Source organism: Photobacterium phosphoreum (genome assembly GCF_002954725.1).
In the GTDB taxonomy this organism is placed as follows: domain Bacteria; phylum Pseudomonadota; class Gammaproteobacteria; order Enterobacterales; family Vibrionaceae; genus Photobacterium; species Photobacterium phosphoreum.
Genome location: NZ_MSCQ01000001.1, coordinates 168,133 through 187,488, shown reverse-complemented (window position 1 = coordinate 187,488; position 19,356 = coordinate 168,133). Strand labels below are relative to the sequence as shown.

The 19,356-nt window shown below is 40.2% G+C and carries 19 protein-coding genes and 1 other RNA gene; 8 read left to right on the top strand and 12 right to left on the bottom strand.

Going from position 1 to position 19,356, the window contains the following annotated elements; genetic code table 11:
* Positions 1-205 precede the first annotated feature (205 nt).
* From BTO21_RS00780 to BTO21_RS00765, 4 genes are read right to left on the bottom strand one after another with little or no spacing between them, the layout of a single operon-like run.
* Positions 206-676: a prepilin-type N-terminal cleavage/methylation domain-containing protein gene (locus BTO21_RS00780; protein ID WP_045032476.1), complete on the bottom strand. Its 471-nt coding sequence runs from the start codon at positions 674-676 to the stop codon at positions 206-208.
* On the bottom strand, positions 666-1,955 hold the full coding sequence (locus BTO21_RS00775; RefSeq protein WP_105026654.1) for a hypothetical protein: 1,290 nt from the start codon (positions 1,953-1,955) through the stop codon (positions 666-668). Before BTO21_RS00775 ends, BTO21_RS00780 begins: the two co-directional genes overlap by 11 nt.
* Positions 1,955-2,545 carry a PilW family protein gene (locus BTO21_RS00770; RefSeq protein WP_045032482.1) on the bottom strand — a complete coding sequence of 197 codons (591 nt, stop codon included), beginning with the start codon at positions 2,543-2,545 and terminating at the stop codon, positions 1,955-1,957. Before BTO21_RS00770 ends, BTO21_RS00775 begins: the two co-directional genes overlap by 1 nt.
* The gene (locus BTO21_RS00765) at positions 2,532-3,080 is read right to left on the bottom strand and encodes a GspH/FimT family pseudopilin (protein WP_052672729.1); all 549 of its coding nucleotides are present in this window, start codon (positions 3,078-3,080) and stop codon (positions 2,532-2,534) included. The genes BTO21_RS00770 and BTO21_RS00765 overlap by 14 nt, the downstream gene beginning before the upstream one ends.
* Before the next feature lie 135 nt (positions 3,081-3,215).
* Between BTO21_RS00765 and BTO21_RS00760 the strand changes: the two genes are divergently transcribed.
* Positions 3,216-3,611, top strand: a complete 396-nt coding sequence (locus tag BTO21_RS00760; protein WP_045032484.1) for a type IV pilin protein — start codon at positions 3,216-3,218, stop codon at positions 3,609-3,611.
* Between the two features lie 281 nt (positions 3,612-3,892).
* On the opposite strand, the gene dnaJ is transcribed toward BTO21_RS00760, so the two are convergent.
* The 3 genes from dnaJ to grpE form a co-directional block, all read right to left on the bottom strand.
* Positions 3,893-5,038, bottom strand: coding sequence for a molecular chaperone DnaJ (gene dnaJ, locus BTO21_RS00755; protein ID WP_065193572.1), 1,146 nt, complete (start codon positions 5,036-5,038; stop codon positions 3,893-3,895).
* A gap of 98 nt (positions 5,039-5,136) precedes the next feature.
* Complete coding sequence (dnaK, locus tag BTO21_RS00750; RefSeq protein WP_045032486.1) at positions 5,137-7,053, bottom strand: molecular chaperone DnaK; 1,917 nt, start codon at positions 7,051-7,053, stop codon at positions 5,137-5,139.
* A gap of 236 nt (positions 7,054-7,289) precedes the next feature.
* Positions 7,290-7,904 carry a nucleotide exchange factor GrpE gene (grpE, locus tag BTO21_RS00745; RefSeq protein WP_045032487.1) on the bottom strand — a complete coding sequence of 205 codons (615 nt, stop codon included), beginning with the start codon at positions 7,902-7,904 and terminating at the stop codon, positions 7,290-7,292.
* A gap of 193 nt (positions 7,905-8,097) precedes the next feature.
* On the opposite strand from grpE, the gene nadK reads away from it, so the two are divergent.
* The 3 genes from nadK to bamE all read left to right on the top strand — a co-directional run bounded on the left by nadK (position 8,098) and on the right by bamE (position 11,355).
* Positions 8,098-8,979: an NAD(+) kinase gene (nadK, locus tag BTO21_RS00740; RefSeq protein ID WP_045032489.1), complete on the top strand. Its 882-nt coding sequence runs from the start codon at positions 8,098-8,100 to the stop codon at positions 8,977-8,979.
* A 181-nt stretch (positions 8,980-9,160) separates the two neighbouring features.
* A complete protein-coding gene (gene recN / locus BTO21_RS00735) occupies positions 9,161-10,828 on the top strand; it encodes a DNA repair protein RecN (RefSeq protein ID WP_045032491.1) in 1,668 nt (555 codons plus the stop codon).
* 170 nt (positions 10,829-10,998) lie between these two features.
* On the top strand, positions 10,999-11,355 hold the full coding sequence (bamE, locus tag BTO21_RS00730; protein ID WP_036795911.1) for an outer membrane protein assembly factor BamE: 357 nt from the start codon (positions 10,999-11,001) through the stop codon (positions 11,353-11,355).
* An 89-nt stretch (positions 11,356-11,444) separates the two neighbouring features.
* On the opposite strand, the gene BTO21_RS00725 is transcribed toward bamE, so the two are convergent.
* Both BTO21_RS00725 and BTO21_RS00720 read right to left on the bottom strand, forming a co-directional pair.
* Complete coding sequence (locus BTO21_RS00725) at positions 11,445-11,753, bottom strand: RnfH family protein (protein ID WP_045032494.1); 309 nt, start codon at positions 11,751-11,753, stop codon at positions 11,445-11,447.
* Positions 11,743-12,177 (bottom strand): SRPBCC family protein, encoded by a 435-nt coding sequence (locus BTO21_RS00720; protein ID WP_045032496.1) that lies wholly within the window; start codon positions 12,175-12,177, stop codon positions 11,743-11,745. The genes BTO21_RS00725 and BTO21_RS00720 overlap by 11 nt, the downstream gene beginning before the upstream one ends.
* A gap of 205 nt (positions 12,178-12,382) precedes the next feature.
* Between BTO21_RS00720 and smpB the strand changes: the two genes are divergently transcribed.
* The 3 genes from smpB (at position 12,383) to BTO21_RS00705 (ending at position 14,747) form a co-directional block, all read left to right on the top strand.
* Entirely contained in the window at positions 12,383-12,859 is a 477-nt protein-coding gene (smpB, locus tag BTO21_RS00715; RefSeq protein ID WP_045032497.1) for an SsrA-binding protein SmpB, read from the top strand.
* A 111-nt stretch (positions 12,860-12,970) separates the two neighbouring features.
* Positions 12,971-13,340: a transfer-messenger RNA gene (ssrA, locus tag BTO21_RS00710) on the top strand.
* Between the two features lie 165 nt (positions 13,341-13,505).
* Positions 13,506-14,747 carry an integrase domain-containing protein gene (locus tag BTO21_RS00705; RefSeq protein WP_045032499.1) on the top strand — a complete coding sequence of 414 codons (1,242 nt, stop codon included), beginning with the start codon at positions 13,506-13,508 and terminating at the stop codon, positions 14,745-14,747.
* A gap of 407 nt (positions 14,748-15,154) precedes the next feature.
* Here the strand turns inward: BTO21_RS00705 and BTO21_RS00700 are convergent, their stop codons facing one another.
* On the bottom strand, positions 15,155-15,994 hold the full coding sequence (locus BTO21_RS00700; RefSeq protein WP_045032500.1) for a hypothetical protein: 840 nt from the start codon (positions 15,992-15,994) through the stop codon (positions 15,155-15,157).
* A gap of 537 nt (positions 15,995-16,531) precedes the next feature.
* Between BTO21_RS00700 and BTO21_RS00695 the strand changes: the two genes are divergently transcribed.
* Positions 16,532-17,773, top strand: coding sequence for an integrase domain-containing protein (locus tag BTO21_RS00695; protein ID WP_105026653.1), 1,242 nt, complete (start codon positions 16,532-16,534; stop codon positions 17,771-17,773).
* A 332-nt stretch (positions 17,774-18,105) separates the two neighbouring features.
* On the opposite strand, the gene BTO21_RS00685 is transcribed toward BTO21_RS00695, so the two are convergent.
* Together BTO21_RS00685 and BTO21_RS00680 are read right to left on the bottom strand one after the other, a co-directional pair.
* A complete protein-coding gene (locus BTO21_RS00685) occupies positions 18,106-18,930 on the bottom strand; it encodes a hypothetical protein (RefSeq protein ID WP_045032841.1) in 825 nt (274 codons plus the stop codon).
* A complete protein-coding gene (locus BTO21_RS00680; protein WP_045032840.1) occupies positions 18,927-19,355 on the bottom strand; it encodes a hypothetical protein in 429 nt (142 codons plus the stop codon). The genes BTO21_RS00685 and BTO21_RS00680 overlap by 4 nt, the downstream gene beginning before the upstream one ends.
* Position 19,356 lies beyond the last annotated feature (1 nt).

Below are 19,356 nucleotides of genomic sequence, written 5' to 3'. Positions count from 1 at the left end.
ACACAAATTGCATGGTCAAATTGTTAAAGAACATACTGAACTCGGTAACCGCTTGCGCCGTTGTCCGTGTCAGTGAGGTCGCATTATAGGGAGATTTTTGTTACTGACAATCGTTTTTTTACAAAAAAAAACCGTTTGAACATTTTTTGTTCAAAACGATTTAATTTGGTTTGAATTGTGTCTTTTTAGCGATGATAGCCGTTGTTTAATCAAATTCACTGTATTTAGAGATAGCGGTTTTTAGAGATACTGCCTGCGATACGCCACGGCGATCAGCCCAACTGACCTTTATATCAATTGTATTAAGAGCTTTAGATAAAGCAGTTAATCCTCCAGAGACCCCTCCAGATACAGGACTAACATTACAATAAAGAACAAATCCTTTATCTATTGCATTTGCCGTCAAACAATAGTCATCATTATCCAAATCAGAAAAAGGAATTAGATTAGAAGCCGTTGATACAGCCCCACTGACATGACTGGCACGGGTTTGGTAAAACTCCATCTGCGCTTCTGCTATATGAAGTGCATCTAAGGTCTTTAATGCGTTTTCTGCTTTTACTTCCATATAGGCTTGCATCTTAACCAAGCCCAAAACGCCAACAGAAAGTACACCAAGGGCAATTACTACTTCTAATAAGCTGAAGCCTGTTATTTTTTTAATATTAGAAATCATGCCAAGATCCTTGCTGCCAACGAGGTTTACCAAATGGTGCTAATAGATCAGTAATTAACTCACCATCAAAAGAAAAATTACCAGATGCATTAAAATAACTTACATATTCAGGTGTATCTAAAATAAAACCTCCAGAAGGTAAAAAAGAACCATACATATAAAAAACAACTTTATTCTGTATTTCAGTAGCAGTTAATCTTCCTTCTGTTGGTTTATACATATCATCACTTAATACTGTAGTGTCTAAATCAGTTGAACTCCAAGCATTAACACCACCAATAAAGGGGTTATAATCATTATTAAAATGGTAAACCAATGCATTTAATTCTTTTGCGCCATTAAAAGAAAATATACCGTTATGAACAAGAATAAATAAACCTTTTAAACTCGAGGCTTTGTCTTGCAACAAATTAAGGCCGTAGCTATCTAAAATACAACTACCATTAACCCATACATGACGTTTATCTTCTTTAACAGCTTCTGCTATTTTCTTTCCACAACCATCAGTTGGATCAACTTCCACAAATTCAGAGCGACTTCTAACTGACATCCAATCATCACGAGCAACACCAAAGGTTTCTTTAAATAGATCCATCATAGATTCTTTTTGTATGTCTGATTCAAACTTTGATGGAAAATTTGATGCTAATGGTGTTCGATAGTTAGCATCCGTACTAGAAGAGCATTTATGATCATTACTATCTTTAAAAAAATCTAAATAAGGCGGTGATGTATAACTTAAATCATGACTACCAAAACCAGTATTCAAATTGCCATCATCATGAATAAATACATTGTTACGGTATCTTAATAAGACACAATCCCAATTAGTTGTATTACGCAAATTACCAGGATCAGGAAAAAACCTATAATCTCCATTAAAATACAAATCAGCAGAACTTTTAATTACCCCGCTACTTTTTGCGCCACCAGCAACGATTGTTTTAGTTATTTTTTTATAATCATTATCAGTCTTTGATGTTAGTACCGACTTACTATCATCAGTAACAATACTTAATGTTAATGGCTGTCCGTCTATCACTGTTTTACATTTATCTAAACTAGTACTTACATCAGATTTATTACTTATCTCAGCAAACCCACACTCCAGCCCACCCTCGGCAGCCCAATGCGCTTGTCTAGCTAATACTTCATTTTGAGTGCGTTTAATCTGATAAAATAAATTCTTATATGAAGCCAATGAAAATAACAACGCTACTATTAATAACATGCTGGTAATTAATAGTGTCGTCATCCCTGACTGTTGATGCTTATTCATTATTGCCAATTCCTTGTTTTAATCTGAATCGACTTCGCGGTACTTACTGAATCATCATTTTTTAAATGCGCAGCAAGGGTTATTTTAATTAATTGACTCGTAGCACTAGCAGAGCTTATAGCGTTATTTTCAATATCAAATTGATTTACAGAAATCTGCTTATCATAAATTAATGAATAAGCATCTGTTGGATTACAAGCTGTAGCTATCGTTTTTATTGCCGAAGATACGCGATAAACTAATTTTTTATCTTTTTCTTTATACATCAATTCATTATATCGACGTCCATCAGGAGAATCATAAGCGTAAGATAAGCAGTTATTCTCAGGATTTACATAAACGACATTACTCGCACCTGATAGCTTCAAACTTGAAGTACCACTCGATACATACCCTGCCCGCAATACATCTTCTTTGATCAATCGAAAAGCATCGTTGACATCTTGTTGAAGCAACAATTCTAAGGATCGTTTATTTGCCGCTTGATGACCGGATAAAAAAACTGAACCGACAACACCAATCGCAATTAAACCCACTGACGATGCAATAAGTAATTCAATTAAACTAAAACCTTGATTAGCACTTTTCATAAGTACCCAACTTTTTAGAATCTGCTTCTAAGCAGGTATAAATACGCCCGGTAATACTATAAAGAACAGTCTTTAATTTATAGTCACCAATGCTATAACGATAACTACCATTAGCATTAGGTTTTCCATGAAGAGGATCAAAAGAAAAGAATTTAAGGCTCCTTGTATTTGTCATATCTATTCCAGAAAAAGAAACCGATTCTATCGTTGAAAAAATAGTGCTTTCAGAATCTAATGATGTAATTTTCCATGAAACTACAGATCGGGGAGACATATTTGACGCAGTACTTTCAACATACACCTCTACCCCACGCATCACCGCTTCTGATTTGGCTTGCACCAATAACCATTCTATTTCTGTCGCCAAGCGTTTAACTTTATTTGATTCAATTAAGCCATTAAAACTTGGGGCAGCCATTGCAATCAGAATGCCCATGATCACCACGGTAAAAACCAATTCCAACAGCGTAAATCCCCGTTGGCTGTCACCATGATGATGTATGTAATGAAAGTGCGTGATAATTTCGCGAGCCATTCCCCAAATCCCTGTTAAGGTTATTCTTATACACCAAGAACAACTTGCCTGAGAGTTTATCACCACCGCAAAATAGCACCGTTAGGATATCAATCAGTTATCGAGTCAACTCGAATATTTAAGAGATTACGGAAGATGATTAAACAAAAAGGCGTGACGCTGATCGAAATGTTGATAGCGGTGGCTATCATTGGGGTATTAACTGCGATTGCTTATCCTTCATATCAAGACCATGTATTGAAGGGGCATCGTACTCAGGCGATGGGGGATCTGATTAAAATTCAATTAGCGCTAGAAGAAACTTATACCCAAAACAGTGCTTATGATTTTACTATTGTCAGTGGTGGTAGTTGTTCTTTTTGTGATACTGATAAAGACCGTTATGTATTGGAATTAGAGAAAAAAATCACAGATGGTCTCATCACGGGTTATCTCATAAAGGCAAAAACTACACAGCTACAAAATAATGATGAATGCAAAGAACTAACGCTAGATCAAACCAGTAAGGGTTCACCTGAGCATTGTTGGTAATATTTTCACTGGCTTCTTTTATGCTCAAACACGTGATAAATAGATCACGGATAGCTCGTACCTCTCTTCCGAGATGACGAATAATAACCTGCATTATTTCCTTTATGGTGAGGGGCTTAGTTCTACTTATTCCATTAATTAAGTGGTCATATTTAAAAAGCATTAGATTCCCTATCGCCCTCGCGGGCATTCACTGTAGGGAATGACGGATATTCTGGCACAAAAAAGCCGCTATTAGCATGTGCTGATAGCGGCTTTTATTTATTCTTGTTTACGACTGATTAGTTGGTTAAATCGTCGAAAAACTTTTTTACGCCGTTAAAGAAACCTTCAGACTTTGGCTTGTGCTTACTCGCATCTTTACCGCCAAATGTTTCTTCTAATTCTTGCAGTAGTTCTTTTTGACGCTTGCTTAAATGTACTGGCGTTTCAACCACCAATTTACAGATAAGATCACCGCGTAAACCACCACGCACAGAATCAACACCTTTGCCGCGCATACGGAACATACGGCCCGTTTGCATTTCAGCAGGTACTTTCAAGCTAACACGACCATCAAGGGTAGGTACTTCAACCTCACCGCCTAATGCTGCCATTGTGAAACTTACAGGCACTTCACAATGTAGGTTATTACCTTCGCGCTGGAAAATGTGGTGTTCTTTAACATGTACTTGAACGTACAAGTCACCCGCTGGTGCGCCTTGTTCTCCAGCTTCGCCTTCGCCCGTTAAGCGAATACGATCGCCAGTATCAACACCCGCAGGAATTTTAACTGATAGCGTTTTGGTTTCTTCTACACGGCCTTCGCCATGGCACTTATCACATGGGTCTTTGATAATTTGACCACGACCATGACAATGTGGACATGTTTGCTGAACCGCAAAGAAACCCTGACGCATCTGCACTTGTCCAGCACCATGACAGGTACCACACGTTGTTGCAGATGAACCTTTTTTAGCGCCAGAACCATCACAGCAGTCGCAACCAACCAATGTTGGTACTAGGATTTCTTTCGAACAACCGCGAACAGCTTCTTCCAACGTCAGTTCCATGTTGTAGCGAAGATCTGAACCGCGCTGCGCACGTTGTTGACGACGACCACCGCCACCACCAAAGATATCACCAAACACATCACCAAAGATGTCACTGAAGTCTGCACCGCCGCCGAAGCCGCCGCCACCACCACCGCCCATACCACCTTGTTCAAAGGCTGCATGGCCGTATTGATCGTAAGCAGCGCGCTTTTGGTCGTCTGTTAGAATTTCATAAGCGTATTTCACTTCTTTGAATTTCTCAGCAGATTCCGCATCACCCTGGTTACGGTCGGGGTGGAACTTCATTGCTAAGCGCTTATAAGCCTTTTTAATGTCACGCTCACTGGCGTCACGGGCCACACTTAACACTTCGTATAAATCACGTTTCGACATAACTTGATTGTCACCTAGCTAGATATAGTTACGGGCGTTAGAGTAACCTCAAACGCCCGTAATTTAAACAAGATGTTAACTAATAATAGTTAATGGTCTTATTTGTTGTCTTTAACTTCTTCAAACTCAGCATCAACAACATCGTCGTCTTGCTTAGCTTGTTGCTCACCAGTTGCGCCATCAGCTTGTTGTGCTTGTGCTTTCTGTTGAGCGATTTCCATTAGCTTTTGAGAAGCTGCAACAAGCGCTTGAACTTTCGCGTCGATTGCTTCTTTATCTTCGCCTTTGCGTGCTTCTTCTAGTTCAGCAACAACAGCTTCGATTTTTGCTTTCTCATCAGCAGGAAGTGCATCGCCAGCTTCTTCAATTTGCTTACGAGTACCGTGAACAAGTTGGTCAGCTTGGTTACGAGCAGTTACTAGCTCTTCAAACTTCTTATCAGTTTCTTTGTTAGCTTCAGCTTCCTGAACCATCTTCTCGATGTCAGCATCGCTTAGACCGCCAGACGCTTGGATAGTGATCTTCTGCTCTTTACCTGTAGTCTTGTCTTTCGCTGAAACGTTTAGGATACCATCGGCATCTAGGTCAAACGTTACTTCGATTTGAGGCATACCACGTGGTGCAGCTTGAATACCTTCTAGGTTGAACTGACCAAGAGACTTGTTGAAGCTCGCTTGCTTACGCTCACCTTGAATAACGTGGATAGTTACCGCGTTTTGGTTATCTTCAGCAGTAGAGAACACTTGGTTCGCTTTTGTTGGGATAGTTGTGTTCTTCTCGATAAGTTTAGTCATCACGCCGCCCATGGTTTCAATACCAAGAGACAGTGGAGTAACGTCTAGAAGAAGTACGTCTTTAACATCACCAGCAAGTACACCAGCTTGAACAGCAGCGCCTACAGCAACAGCTTCATCAGGGTTAACGTCTTTACGTGGCTCTTTGCCGAAGAATTCAGTTACTTTAGCCTGAACCATTGGCATACGAGTTTGACCACCAACAAGGATGATGTCGTTGATGTCGCTAACAGAAAGACCAGCATCTGAGATAGCTACTTTTAGTGGCTCAAGAGTACGTTGAACTAGGTCTTCAACTAAAGATTCTAGTTTCGCACGAGTCACTTTGATGTTCATGTGCTTAGGACCAGTCGCATCAGCTGTGATGTAAGGTAGGTTAACATCAGTTTGCTGTGCAGAAGACAGTTCGATCTTCGCTTTTTCTGCTGCTTCTTTTAGACGCTGCATTGCTAGCGGATCGTTCTTAAGGTTGATACCTTGGTCTTTCTTGAACTCGTCTACTAAGTAGTTGATTAGACGTGTATCGAAATCTTCACCACCAAGGTGTGTATCACCATTAGTTGCTAGAACTTCAAATGTCTTCTCGCCATCGACTTCATCGATTTCGATGATTGAGATATCAAATGTACCACCACCAAGGTCGTAAACAGCGATAGTGCGATCGCCGCCTGTCTTATCAAGACCGTAAGCAAGTGCAGCTGCTGTTGGTTCGTTGATAATACGCTTAACATCTAGACCTGCGATACGGCCAGCATCTTTCGTTGCTTGACGCTGTGCATCGTTAAAGTAAGCAGGTACTGTGATAACTGCGCCAGTTACTTCCTCACCAAGGAAATCTTCAGCAGTTTTCTTCATTTTCTTAAGAATTTCAGCAGATACTTGAGGAGCAGCCATTTTTTGGCCTTTCGCTTCTACCCATGCATCACCGTTGTCAGCCTTAACAATTTTGTAAGGCATGATTTCGATATCACGCTGAACTTCTTCATCTTCAAAACGACGACCAATTAAACGCTTGATAGCGAATAATGTATTCTCAGGGTTTGTTACCGCCTGACGCTTTGCAGGTTGACCAACTAGCGTTTCGCCGTCTTGCGTGTATGCAACAACTGATGCTGTTGTACGTTCGCCTTCTGCGTTTTCAATTACACGTGGCTTACCGCCGTCTAATACAGCTACACAAGAGTTAGTTGTACCTAAGTCAATACCAATGATCTTACCCATCAGACAATCTCCGAAATTCGTTATATGTTCTTAACTACACCCAAAATAACAAATGGGTTAGCGGTTCGGGATAACCCCGTGACAAATACATTTAATGTCTTATGACTACTAGATAAGGCCGCCAGATTACTTTTCAAGGGGAGATCCCAAAAAAAGTGCAAAAAAATAAAAAAACCCACCGAAGTGGGCCTTATTTTGCGACATTACCAAGTAAACCTTGATTCCTTTGTCGAAAATTACGCTTGGGTATTCACGTTACCCGCAGCCGCTTTTGATACCATCACCATTGCTGGACGGATCACACGACCATTTAATTCGTAACCTTTTTGCATTACAGCCATCACAGAGTTAGGCGCAAATTCAGTGCTTTCTTGAATCGCCATTGCTTGGTGGAATTCAGGATTAAATGTTTCACCTAGTGGATCAATAACAGTTAAACCAAATTTCGCTACTGTTGATGTCATTGTCATCAATGTTAGCTCAACACCTTCCATCATCGCTTTAGTTGCTTCGTCATTCTTGTCGGCCATATCAATAGCGCGCTCAAGATTGTCAATAACAGGCAATAGCTCTTCAGCAAATTTGTTTAATGCGTATTTACGGGCTTTATCGATTTCTTGCTCAGAACGGCGACGAACGTTATCGCTTTCAGCACGAATACGTAAGGCCATATCTTTTACTTCGTTCACTTCAGCATCTTTTGCCAACAGTGCCGCTTCTAATTCTGCAATGCGAGCTGCGTATAATTCTTGCTCAGATTCAACAAACTCACCCTCGACAGCTTCAACTTCTACAGCTTCAACTGCGTCGTTTAGCTGCTCATCCTGTACATTGTGGTTTTTGTTAGTCATGCGTTGGTTCTCCGCCAAGATAAAGGGTATTTATTCATTTAGTAGCCTTATTGGATAAGCGCTACTTTTAGAACAGTCTTGAGCATATTATGGGGATGAAGTTCAATGATTCAAGCCAATATTGACAACAAACCACGACAAGTTGTTTTTTCTAAGGCTATACTGACCCACCATCATTTGTTGGAACAAGGACATGAAGCGTATTTTTGACACTATCGCGTTAATTGGCAAACCACGGAATCCTGAGGCATTACAAACACATTCAAGCCTTTACGAATGGTTGACTGCACAAGGTTATAACGTGTTAGTTGATCATCGGTTAGCCAACGATATTGACGTACCAGAGCATTGCTTTTGTGATTTACTCACCATTGGTGATAAAGCAGATCTCGCCGTTGTTGTTGGCGGTGATGGGAATATGCTCGGTGCTGCTCGCGTATTATCGCGGTTTGATATTTCAGTCATTGGCGTTAATCGCGGTAATTTAGGGTTCTTAACGGATCTTGATCCTGAAGATTTTGAGCAACAACTTGCGCTTGTACTTGCTGGCGAATTTATCAAAGAAGATCGGTTTCTTTTAGAAGCTGAGGTTCATCGACATGGTCAAATTAAAAGTCGAAATGCAGCCTTAAACGAAGCGGTATTACACCCAGATAAAATTGCCCACATGATCGAGTTTGAAGTCTATATTGATGACTGCTTTGCGTTCTCACAGCGTTCTGATGGCTTGATTATTGCGACCCCAACTGGCTCAACGGCCTATTCTCTTTCTGGCGGTGGCCCTATTTTATCGACCAGTTTAAACGCCATTGCGCTCGTGCCTATGTTTCCACACACCCTTTCATCACGTCCGTTAGTTGTTGATGGTGATCGTTGCATTAAATTATTGGTGTCACCTAATAATGGCAGCACCTTAGAAGTCAGCTGTGATGGTCAAGTTTCACTACCTGTCAGCCCAGGTGATGAAATTCATATTTATCAAAGTGAAGATCGCCTGCAATTAATTCATCCAAAGAATTATAGTTACTACAATGTGTTACGTGGAAAGCTAGGCTGGTCAAGTCGATTATTTTAAATCAAATCCCCTTTTTAACGCTAAAACCAGCACTGCAAATTTGCTGGTTTTTTTATCGCTGTACAAAAAGTTAACCTAAGTCACATTTTCTCTGAATAATTCTTACCTTAGTACTTTACTGGTTATAGATACAGTATATACTGTATGAAAAAACAGGTGTTGATTTAAACAGGTGAACACAATGCTAGCGCATATGACGATCTCTAATTTTGCTATTGTCAAAACTCTTCAATTTGAACTAAAGTCAGGAATGACCACTATTACAGGTGAAACCGGTGCCGGTAAATCTATTGCTATTGATGCATTAGGTTTATGTTTAGGTGATCGTGCTGAGGCCTCTATGGTGCGACCAAATGAAGATAAAGCTGAAATTTCAGCGGCATTTTTATTAGCGAATAACCAAGCTGCTCGACGTTGGCTCGAAGATAACGAACTCAGTGATGGTGAAGAATGTATTTTGCGCCGCGTGATCACCAAAGAAGGCCGCTCGCGTGGTTTTATTAACGGCAGCCCTGTTCCCGCATCGCAACAAAAAGCGTTAGGTCAACTACTGATCAATATTCATGGTCAACATGCTCACCAACAGCTAATGCGCCCTGAATATCAACAACAAATGCTTGATCAATATGCAGGTCATCACTTATTGATTGATCGCACTCGCAGCGCTTATCAACGCTGGCGTCAAGCACATAACGAGCTCAAGCGGTTAACCCAAAGCCGTGATGAAAATGAAGCTCAAAAACAATTACTCCAATACCAAGTTAAAGAACTCGATGAATTAGCTTTAGGTGAAGAAGAGTTTACTGAGATTGAAGAAGAGCATAAGCGTCTGTCAAATTCAGGTGAGCTGGCTATTTCAAGCCAAACAGCGTTATCTGTTCTGTATGACAATGACGACGGTAACGCCCTGCAATTATTACAACTGGCTTGCCAACAAGTAAATAATCTTGGTGAATATGACAGCACTTTAAGCGCGATCCCGCAGATGCTCGAAGAAGCGATCATTCAAGTTCAAGAAGCCAGCCAAGAATTACGCAGCTACCTTGATAACTTAGATATGGATCCACACCGATTAATTTATCTTGAAGAGCGTTTAGCTAAAATCATGTCAATGGCACGCAAACACTATGTGATGCCCGCAGAGCTATATCAAAAGCACCATGATTTACTCAAAGAACTTGATAACCTTGATTGTAGCGATGAACGCTTAGAAGATATGGCCGCTAACGTTGAATGTTTACGTCAACAATGTATTGAAGCTGCTGAAAAGTTAAGCAAAAGCCGTCAACGTTACGCCAAAGAGTTAGACCAAAAAATCACAGACAGCATGCACATGCTAAGTATGGAACACGGTGAATTTGAAATTGCACTCACCAGTGATCCTGATCGCATGCTAAGTCCACTCGGTTACGACAGCATTAATTTCTTAGTCTCAACCAACCCAGGTCAACCATTACAGCCATTAGGCAAAGTGGCATCGGGGGGTGAGCTTTCACGTATATCATTAGCAATCCAAGTGATCACCGCTCAAAAAGTTGAAACCCCAAGTTTGATTTTCGATGAAGTCGATGTCGGTATCAGTGGCCCAACAGCGGCTATTGTCGGCAAAATGTTACGTAAACTCGGCAAGTCAACCCAAGTAATGTGTGTAACTCACTTACCGCAAGTCGCAGGTTGTGGGCATCAGCAAATGTTTGTTGCCAAGAAAACCACTGATGGTCAAACCGAAACGCAGATGCGCCCATTGAGCACAGATGATCGTATTGCCGAGCTCGCGCGCCTACTCGGTGGCAGTGAAATTACTGAGCGAACTCTCGCAAATGCGAAAGAACTGCTGGTTGCGGCTTGATTTAATTTCGCATCTTGGGCGAATATGAAATAAACTAAAACATTGATGCAACTATTGCTAATAGCAGTAGTCGAATATCAAAATATATTACTTTTTTTCTTTACCGCTTTTTACTTCTGCCAAGAGCTTGTTTATCATCGCAGCAGTTAAAGCTAAAAAGCCAGGATGCTATGAGTTGGAAAAACATTGCAGCCCTAACCTTAGTGTTGGGCTTACTTAGCGGCTGTTCGGTCGCTGAACGTTTGGTTTATCGTATTGATATTGACCAAGGCAACTATGTAGAACAGAAAAGTGTTAATACCTTGCGTGTTGGCATGACGAAGACACAAGTTCAATATGTGCTGGGTACACCTATGTTAGTAGACCCAAGTTACCCCAATACATGGAACTACATTTTCTACGAACAAAATGGTCATGATAAGCCGGTTCAAAAGAACTTGTTCTTAACCTTCAACCAACAGGCACAGCTTGTTAGTATGAAAGGTGATTACAAGCAAGGTCCAAACTTTATGGATCCAATGAATTAATCAGACTTCATAGAAAATGCTTGTTTTCAAAGCAATAAAAAAAGCTCGCTAATGGCGAGCTTTTTGTTGTCTGCTATAAAATAGAGCCGTTATTTTTCAGCGTCTTTTTTAGCTTGTTCTGCGCGCTTACGGCGGATCTCTCGCGGATCTGCAATTAACGGACGATAAATCTCAATCCGATCGCCATCGCGCGCCGTCGCATCTAATTTTACATTGCGACTGTAAATACCGACTTTATTAGTATTCAAATCAATCTCAGGGTACATAGTAAGAATACCTGATTGCTCAATGATCGCCTGAATAGGTGTTTCAGCAACAACAGCCAGTTTTAATACTCGCTGGACGTTAGGCAATGCGTAGACCACCTCAACGTGAATTAATGGTTGATCAGAATGCATACACTTCTCTTGCTCGCTGTGTGAACGCCTGCACCATATTACCGGTCAGATCACGAAAAATTTTTCCAAAGGCAACATCAATCAAACCACTGGTAAATTCGAACTCTAAGTTTAATTCGATTTTACACGCTGTCGCATCAAGTTCAGTAAATGTCCATCCGCCAACTAACTTTCGAAAAGGACCATCCACCAGCTGCATTTGAATTTGGTTAAAATCGACCAATTTATTATGCGTCACAAATGTTTTACGAATACCTGCTTTGGCAACATCTACCGATGCCATCATATGACTAGTCGAACTTTCAATGATTTTACTGCCCGCACAGCCGGGTAAAAACATTGGGTAAGATTCAACATCATTCACCAAGTTAAACATTTGTTGGGCGCTAAAAGGCACCAGTGCTGAACGACTAATTTGTGGCATAGCTTCTCCTTCATCGAACACATCCTCACCCTGAAGATAAAATCTATTCGCTGCGTTTAGTCAATGATACCATTACTGGGCTATCGACCAAAATAACAGTTACCATCAAGCGGTATTATGGTAACGTCAATAGCTTATTCGACCAGAAAAATCACTGATATTAGATTTTGTTCTGGGACTGCAACAATGACTCTACGAGGTCAACATGGCTAAAAAACCAAAGCAAAGTAGCAATACTATTGCCAAAAATAAAAGCGCTCGTTTTGAATTTGCCATTGGCGACGAATACGAAGCCGGTATGGTACTCCAAGGTTGGGAAGTAAAAGCCATCCGTGACGGTAAAGTAAACATGACTGAAAGCTATGTTTTCTTACGTAACGGTGAAGCTTTTATTTCAGGCTTAACCATTGCCCCATTAAATGCAGCATCAACCCACGTTGTCGCTGATCCTACTCGTGTACGTAAGCTATTACTTAACCGTCGCGAAATCGGCAAAATAGAAGATTCAGTGAACCGCGAAGGCGATACCATCGTGGCATTGGTGATGTACTGGAGCACTTCTTTCGTAAAAGTGAAGATCGGTACTGCTCGTGGTAAGAAACTGCACGATAAACGCGCTGACAGCAAAGCCAAAGATTGGCAACGTGATAAAGCCCGCATCATGAAAGGCACTAACCGTTAAGTTACCTATGCAACATGATGTTAGCATTTGAATAGTAATCAATCACTTGGTCAGTAAATAATAATATAGTTATTGACCTCGTTAAATATTCTGCTAACATCAAATGCATCTGGGGCTGATTCAGGATTCGACAGGATCACGAAGGCTTGTGGAGCATGTCGAGGTGCGGTTTGCCTCGTTAAACAACCGCAAAAAAATAGTCGCAAACGACGAAAACTTCGCACTAGCAGCTTAATACCCTGCTGAGAGCGCTCCTGCCCTAGCTTCCGCTTGTAAGACGGGGAATAACAGGGGTTCAAACCCAAACGAGATAGCGAGGGATTCTTTGACTAGAGAGATGAACCGCGAAATAGAATTCTGGTATGTATTAGCATAGCGTGTCAATTCGCAGTGACGATACGAGAATAAAGATTGACTAAGCATGTAGCGCCATCTGTTAGACTGATTTTGGACGCGGGTTCAAATCCCGCCAGCTCCACCAAATTCGTATACGAAGACATCCTAGGATGTCCTAAAAGCCCCCTAAGCTACTGGTTTAGGGGGCTTTTTTGTATCTATAGGATTCTATAACGTCCAGTAGCATCTTTGATTTATAGGTACACCAATGGGTACACTGCGATAACGATGTTTATTTGGTGTACCCATTATGGCAAAAGTAACTACTCGGCTTACCGATAAAGAAATCAAATCAGCAAAAGCAGCAGACAAAGAATACAACCTATTTGACGGTGGAGGTCTTAGGCTTCGAGTCAAACCAAATGGCGCAAAACATTGGCTGTTGAACTATTACCGCCCCAATAGCAAAAAGCGGGCAAACCTAAGTCTAGGTAAATACCCCGATCTCTCACTCGCTATCGCCCGTAAGCTAGCTCAAGAAGCGCGTGAACTCCTCGCCCAAGATATCGACCCTCAAGAAGATAAGAAACGAAAACAGCAAGAACACAAAATCATTCATCAACACACTTTACTTAATATCGCTAAAGAATGGTTTGAAATTAAGCAAGGTGATATTACGCCTGACTATGCTGTTGATATATGGCGTTCACTTGAGCTACACATTTTCCCCAACCTATCGAATACACCAATTAAAGACATCACTGCGCCTTTGATCATTGAACAACTCAAACCGATTGAAGCAAAAGGTAGTCTCGAAACGGTGAAGCGATTAGCACAGCGTTTAAATGAGATAATGGATTTTGCAACCAACTGTGGTTTAGTTGCTGCAAACCCACTAACGGGCATTAAAGCTGCATTCAAAAAGCCGAAAAAAGAAAACATGGCTTCCCTCAAGCCAAGCGAATTACCAGAACTCATTAGTGCGATTGCCAACGCCAGTATCAAACGCACCACACGTTGCTTAATCGAATGGCAATTACATACCATGACACGCCCTTCTGAAGCAGCAGGTACTCGTTGGGATGAAATCGACCTAGAAGCTAAAATATGGACGATTCCACCAGCCCGCATGAAAAAACGTCGCGAACACCGCATCCCATTAACTGAACAAGCTATTGCCCTACTAGAAACCATGATGCCTATCAGTCAACATCGGGAATTTGTTTTCCCAGCAGACAGAGATCCGAAAAAGCCATGTAATAGCCAAACGGCAAATATGGCATTAAAAAGAATGGGATTTGCAGGAAGATTGGTGAGTCATGGCTTGCGTTCACTTGCAAGTACGACCCTTAACGAACAAGGTTTTGAGGCTGATTTAGTCGAGGCAGCATTAGCACACGTTGATGATAACCAAGTACGCAGTGCTTATAACCGTACCGATTATTTGGAAAGACGTATTCCAATGATGGTTTGGTGGAGTGGACATATAGAAAAGGCAAGTCAGGGAAAGCTATCAGTTACAGGCTATCTGAACTTAAAAAATGTTTTTTAATAAATTTAAAATCACCAGCGGTATTAGTGGTTTTCCTAACATCCGTCTTCATAGTCTTTAATTAAAAATTTCAAGGCTTGTTACTAGCTTTTATAGCATTACACAAAAAAGGAATATCAACCTCTTCACCGTGATCAATTTCCTCTCTCTCACCCACTAATGCTTCATAACGGACATAGAGTAGGATCTTTAGTTGCGATGCTAATAACACAAGCTGGTTTGGTATCTATTTACTAATATTTGATTTGATAACGTTCGAAAGAGAAAGCATTAGTAATGTCTATTATTAAACTAATTTTTTAATGCTTTAAAAATAAGGACTACTGATCAACGGAGGAGTAAGGTGGTGCTACTTATTAAAAGAGACCGACAGTACTTATCGATCTCTTTTATTGAAAAAACAGTTGTTAACTTAATTTACGAACGAAGCTTAAACGATCTGGTGCTTCATCATTAACAGAAATAGTTAAATAGTAACTACCGTCATTATTGGTGATTTTTCGAATGTAAATATTACCAGCAACCTGACCTTCGATGAAAAAATTTAAATGGACAATAGAATTACTATAATCGATATCCTTTACTTTAAGGCGATATGGAATTTGGTTTTCTACAAGTATAGGTGACTTACCATCTAGTCTAAATTGATATGATAAATTATGGGTCGCCCATACACCATTAAATGATTTTAAGAAATTTTGCTGTTTCACGTTTACTTGATTGTGTTGTTGCTTTACTTTTACTAGAGCTTTTGGATCATTCTCTGCCTTTAAAAAAGCTGGTGAGCTGAACGCCAATAACGCCGTTACATTACCTTTATCGCTGCTTTGCATTGTGTAGCGAGTCAACCCATTATCTAATACAATGCTTGCTTTTTTATTTGGTTCTTGATCAATAGCTCTAAAGTTTTCTGGTGTATCAGAAAAGGTTGGAGTTTTGCCTGATTCTGCAATGTATTTCAATCCATCGTTCACAGAGTCTTGGTTGAACATGACCACAGCCTTTTGAGCTTTGCCATTGATTCCAAAAACAATCAAAGGGTATGTTTTGCCATCATAATGATAATCAAAACAAATCATCACTTGATCAGCAATCCCTGACGGCTCATCCTCATGAAACGTACATATATCTGATGTTTTAATTTTGTTGATACTTTCACCAAACTTAATTGGATTAAAAGTTGAAGCGTTAGCCACAGTAGAGAAAAGCGCAGCCATTAACAAAGCAGAAATGGTTTTAAGTTTCATTGTTAAATCTCGAAAATTATAAATGCATCATATTTTATGCCTTCAACCAATATGCACTATAGCTAAGTGTGACATCTTTAATATTAAAAATAGAAAGATTTGCGGGGTGACAGTCGTATAAAAATCACAATGAGGAATGTACAAAAATGTATAAGACTTACTCATTCACACGTGTATAGTCTAGCGGCCACACTAAGCCGTCTATACTGTAACAGGTACTAAAAGTTAAAAGTGATTTAATACGATTGTTTAGTCTCACACGAGGCTAAACAATTCCTTCATCAATTCTTTCATTACCACCTCATAAGCGTTCACAAAACAACCAAACAGTAACATCAGTCAAAAATAAATAGACGAGAGTTCAACTCCCAAAACACACTAATAACATAATCCAATAACGTCCAACCACATCCAACCACGTCTTAACCAAAAAATAAAAACACTTAAAAACATACCCTTACCAACTTCCACCGCATATTGACACTACCTTTAGACAGGTACACCATAAAATTAATCACACAAAATGGTGTACCTATTATGGCTAAAATAACAACTCGACTAAGCGATAAAGAAATCAAAGCAGCAAAGCCAAAAGAGAAAGAATATATGCTCTCTGATGGTGACGGATTACGTGTAAGAATAAAACCTAATGGTTCAAAGCTATGGCTGCTTAATTACACTCATCCAACAATACGCAAACGCACTAACTTTGGATTAGGTAAATACCCTGAGGTGTCACTTGCTAATGCGCGCAAAATCGCTTTAGATGCGAAAGCACTTATTGCTCAAGGCATCGACCCGCAAGAGAATAAGAAACAGCAGCAGCAAGAACAACAAGCTACCCACCAACATACTTTGTTTAATGTGTCTAAAGAGTGGTTTGCTATCAAACAAGATGACATCACATCTAATCATGCTACCGATATATGGCGTTCACTTGAGCGACATATTTTCCCTAACTTAGCAAATACACCCGTTAAGACAATTACCGCCCCAATGGTTATTAAGTTACTAAAGCCTATCGAGGCCAGAGGTAGCCTTGAAACCGTAAAACGATTAGCTCAGCGTTTAAATGAAATAATGGATTTTGCAACCAACTGTGGCTTAGTTACTGCGAACCCACTAACGGGCATTAAGGCTGCATTCAAAAAGCCAAAAAAAGAAAACATGGCAACCCTACAACCTAGTGAGTTACCCGAACTCATTAATAACATTGCTAACGCCAGTATCAAACGTATCACTCGTTACCTAATCGAATGGCAATTACACACCATGACGCGTCCGTCAGAGGCTGCAGGTACTCGTTGGGATGAAATCGACCTAGAAGCTAAAATATGGACGATTCCACCAGCAAGAATGAAAAAACGTCGTGAGCATCGTATTCCATTAACTGAACAAGCATTTGCCCTATTGGAAATAATGAAACCGATTAGCGGGCATCGAGAGTTTGTATTTCCATCGGATAGAGATCCATTAAAGTCGTGTAATAACCAAACCGTAAATATGGCACTTAAACGCATGGGATTTGCAGGAAGATTAGTAAGTCATGGGTTGCGTTCACTGGCAAGCACTACGCTCAATGAGCAAGCTTTTGAGGCAGATTTAGTCGAAGCGGCATTAGCGCATGTAGACAGTAATCAAGTACGTAGCACTTATAATCGTACCGATTACTTAGAAAGACGCATTCCGATGATGGGCTGGTGGAGTGAGCATATAGAAAAGGCTGCACAAGGCAGACTCTCAGTTACAAGTACTCTAGCATTACAGCCAGCAATGTAATTCGCTTAAAATCGCCAGTAATACTAGTGACGACTTAACTATATCAAACACGTTTTTGGACAAAGATGCATTTGCACATTGCTAATTTAGAAATACATAGATTAGTTAATATATGGAAATTCAAACTCATTTGGATGATTGTTCAGTATTGCTGGAACAGATCGGTTCAAGTCATGGAAGAGCATCAAATACTAATAATCACTGCTGTCAGTGCGTTATCTTGCGGGGACGGTGTAAAGCATAACACTCAAAACCTATTTAAGTGGCTATGTCTAATGATATAAAAGATGGATCATACTTGAAAGTAAAGCTCTCTTTAAGAGAGCTTTATATTATTTCGCTTTTGTATCTCGGAACATTAATGAAAGAACTTGCTTTACTTCTTTAGTATCAATTTCCTCAGGAGTAGAAGCTATGCTTCGGTCATAAATATCTCTTAGCTTCAGTTTCGCTGAGGCTTCTCTTATCTTTATTGCTTGTGAGCCACTTTTATCAGAGGGCTGATATACCAAATTGCAAAAGAAGTGACGTACAAAAATGTCAGAACCTCGGTCTAATGTAACTTTGGTATCTGCAATATGTTCACTTCTATCTATGAGTTCATGTGTGTTCATGAAGTTTTTTACTCCATCCTTGAACTCTTCTTGGACAATGTTCTCGACATAACGATTCCATTTTCCAGATAAAGATAAAAACTCTAACCAAGCATCAATTTTTTTACGATATTGACCAGTCTGAACATATACAAGTAAGCCTGCTTGTTTATCTCGTTTAGCGTACCTTGTTAGCAGCTGGAGTATCCCTTCAAAAGCTTTATCATTAGAAGTTAGCCTCTTAGCTTCAGCTATCCACTCGTGACCATAGCCTTTTACAACAAGATCTACTGCCCCGCCTTTACGTTTTACTTGGCTTTCTGCTTCTAAATACTCATTGACATTGAGTTGGCGGACTAGCGCACTTGTGATGCAGTCTTCACTGCTCTCTAAGAAGTGGTCTGCATCATTCTCTAATGCTTCAAGTTGAAGGGCAACTTTATCATAGAGAATAGCGATGAAATCTTCGTATTCCATCGATTGCATCGTTGGTAATGCTACTTGAGCTAATTTTTTCGCTGAAACTTGGCTATTGATTAGTTCAATTATTTCAACTTCAGTCATGCATTTCTTATCTCAGGGTGAATGAAACAAGAAAAACCTAATCTCTTCTGATCGAAGTCCTTTATCTCACGCCCATCTCTATCCACTGGCGGTAGGTCATGAGTTTTGGCTTCAAAGTATGACTCAGATGTTACTTCTATTGCATCGCTATTATCGAGTGGGTAATAACAGAACTGTAAGGAAAAAATCTTTACAGGTTTGGATGATAGAAATAAAACACTATCAATCAGTCCTTCAAGATCCATCGACTTCGATGCTTCAAGTAGTTCAACAATCGAGTAATACGTTCTATTCGGATGTTGTTCGATAGAGTTTAAGATATTGACAATCAAACAGTGATTGTTTTTACCATGAGTTAGGCATCGAGCCGCCTCGATTTTCTCGATAAGCAGTTTGAGGTTTACCTTTCCAGTAATTCGGCTCATT

Bases quoted from the DNA above. Each gene is read 5' to 3' on its own strand.
- BTO21_RS00680 (WP_045032840.1), bottom strand. From the start codon at position 19,355: ATGAGCCGAATTACTGGAAAGGTAAACCTCAAACTGCTTATCGAGAAA.
- BTO21_RS00770 (WP_045032482.1), bottom strand. From the start codon at position 2,545: ATGAAAAGTGCTAATCAAGGTTTTAGTTTAATTGAATTACTTATTGCA.
- dnaK (WP_045032486.1), bottom strand. From the start codon at position 7,053: ATGGGTAAGATCATTGGTATTGACTTAGGTACAACTAACTCTTGTGTA.
- nadK (WP_045032489.1), top strand. From the start codon at position 8,098: ATGAAGCGTATTTTTGACACTATCGCGTTAATTGGCAAACCACGGAAT.
- BTO21_RS00685 (WP_045032841.1), bottom strand. From the start codon at position 18,930: ATGACTGAAGTTGAAATAATTGAACTAATCAATAGCCAAGTTTCAGCG.
- smpB (WP_045032497.1), top strand. From the start codon at position 12,383: ATGGCTAAAAAACCAAAGCAAAGTAGCAATACTATTGCCAAAAATAAA.
- BTO21_RS00700 (WP_045032500.1), bottom strand. From the start codon at position 15,994: ATGAAACTTAAAACCATTTCTGCTTTGTTAATGGCTGCGCTTTTCTCT.
- BTO21_RS00765 (WP_052672729.1), bottom strand. From the start codon at position 3,080: ATGGCTCGCGAAATTATCACGCACTTTCATTACATACATCATCATGGT.
- dnaJ (WP_065193572.1), bottom strand. From the start codon at position 5,038: ATGTCGAAACGTGATTTATACGAAGTGTTAAGTGTGGCCCGTGACGCC.
- BTO21_RS00695 (WP_105026653.1), top strand. From the start codon at position 16,532: ATGGCTAAAATAACAACTCGACTAAGCGATAAAGAAATCAAAGCAGCA.
- BTO21_RS00705 (WP_045032499.1), top strand. From the start codon at position 13,506: ATGGCAAAAGTAACTACTCGGCTTACCGATAAAGAAATCAAATCAGCA.
- recN (WP_045032491.1), top strand. From the start codon at position 9,161: ATGCTAGCGCATATGACGATCTCTAATTTTGCTATTGTCAAAACTCTT.
- BTO21_RS00720 (WP_045032496.1), bottom strand. From the start codon at position 12,177: ATGCCACAAATTAGTCGTTCAGCACTGGTGCCTTTTAGCGCCCAACAA.
- BTO21_RS00780 (WP_045032476.1), bottom strand. From the start codon at position 676: ATGATTTCTAATATTAAAAAAATAACAGGCTTCAGCTTATTAGAAGTA.
- BTO21_RS00725 (WP_045032494.1), bottom strand. From the start codon at position 11,753: ATGCATTCTGATCAACCATTAATTCACGTTGAGGTGGTCTACGCATTG.
- grpE (WP_045032487.1), bottom strand. From the start codon at position 7,904: ATGACTAACAAAAACCACAATGTACAGGATGAGCAGCTAAACGACGCA.
- BTO21_RS00775 (WP_105026654.1), bottom strand. From the start codon at position 1,955: ATGAATAAGCATCAACAGTCAGGGATGACGACACTATTAATTACCAGC.
- bamE (WP_036795911.1), top strand. From the start codon at position 10,999: ATGAGTTGGAAAAACATTGCAGCCCTAACCTTAGTGTTGGGCTTACTT.
- BTO21_RS00760 (WP_045032484.1), top strand. From the start codon at position 3,216: ATGATTAAACAAAAAGGCGTGACGCTGATCGAAATGTTGATAGCGGTG.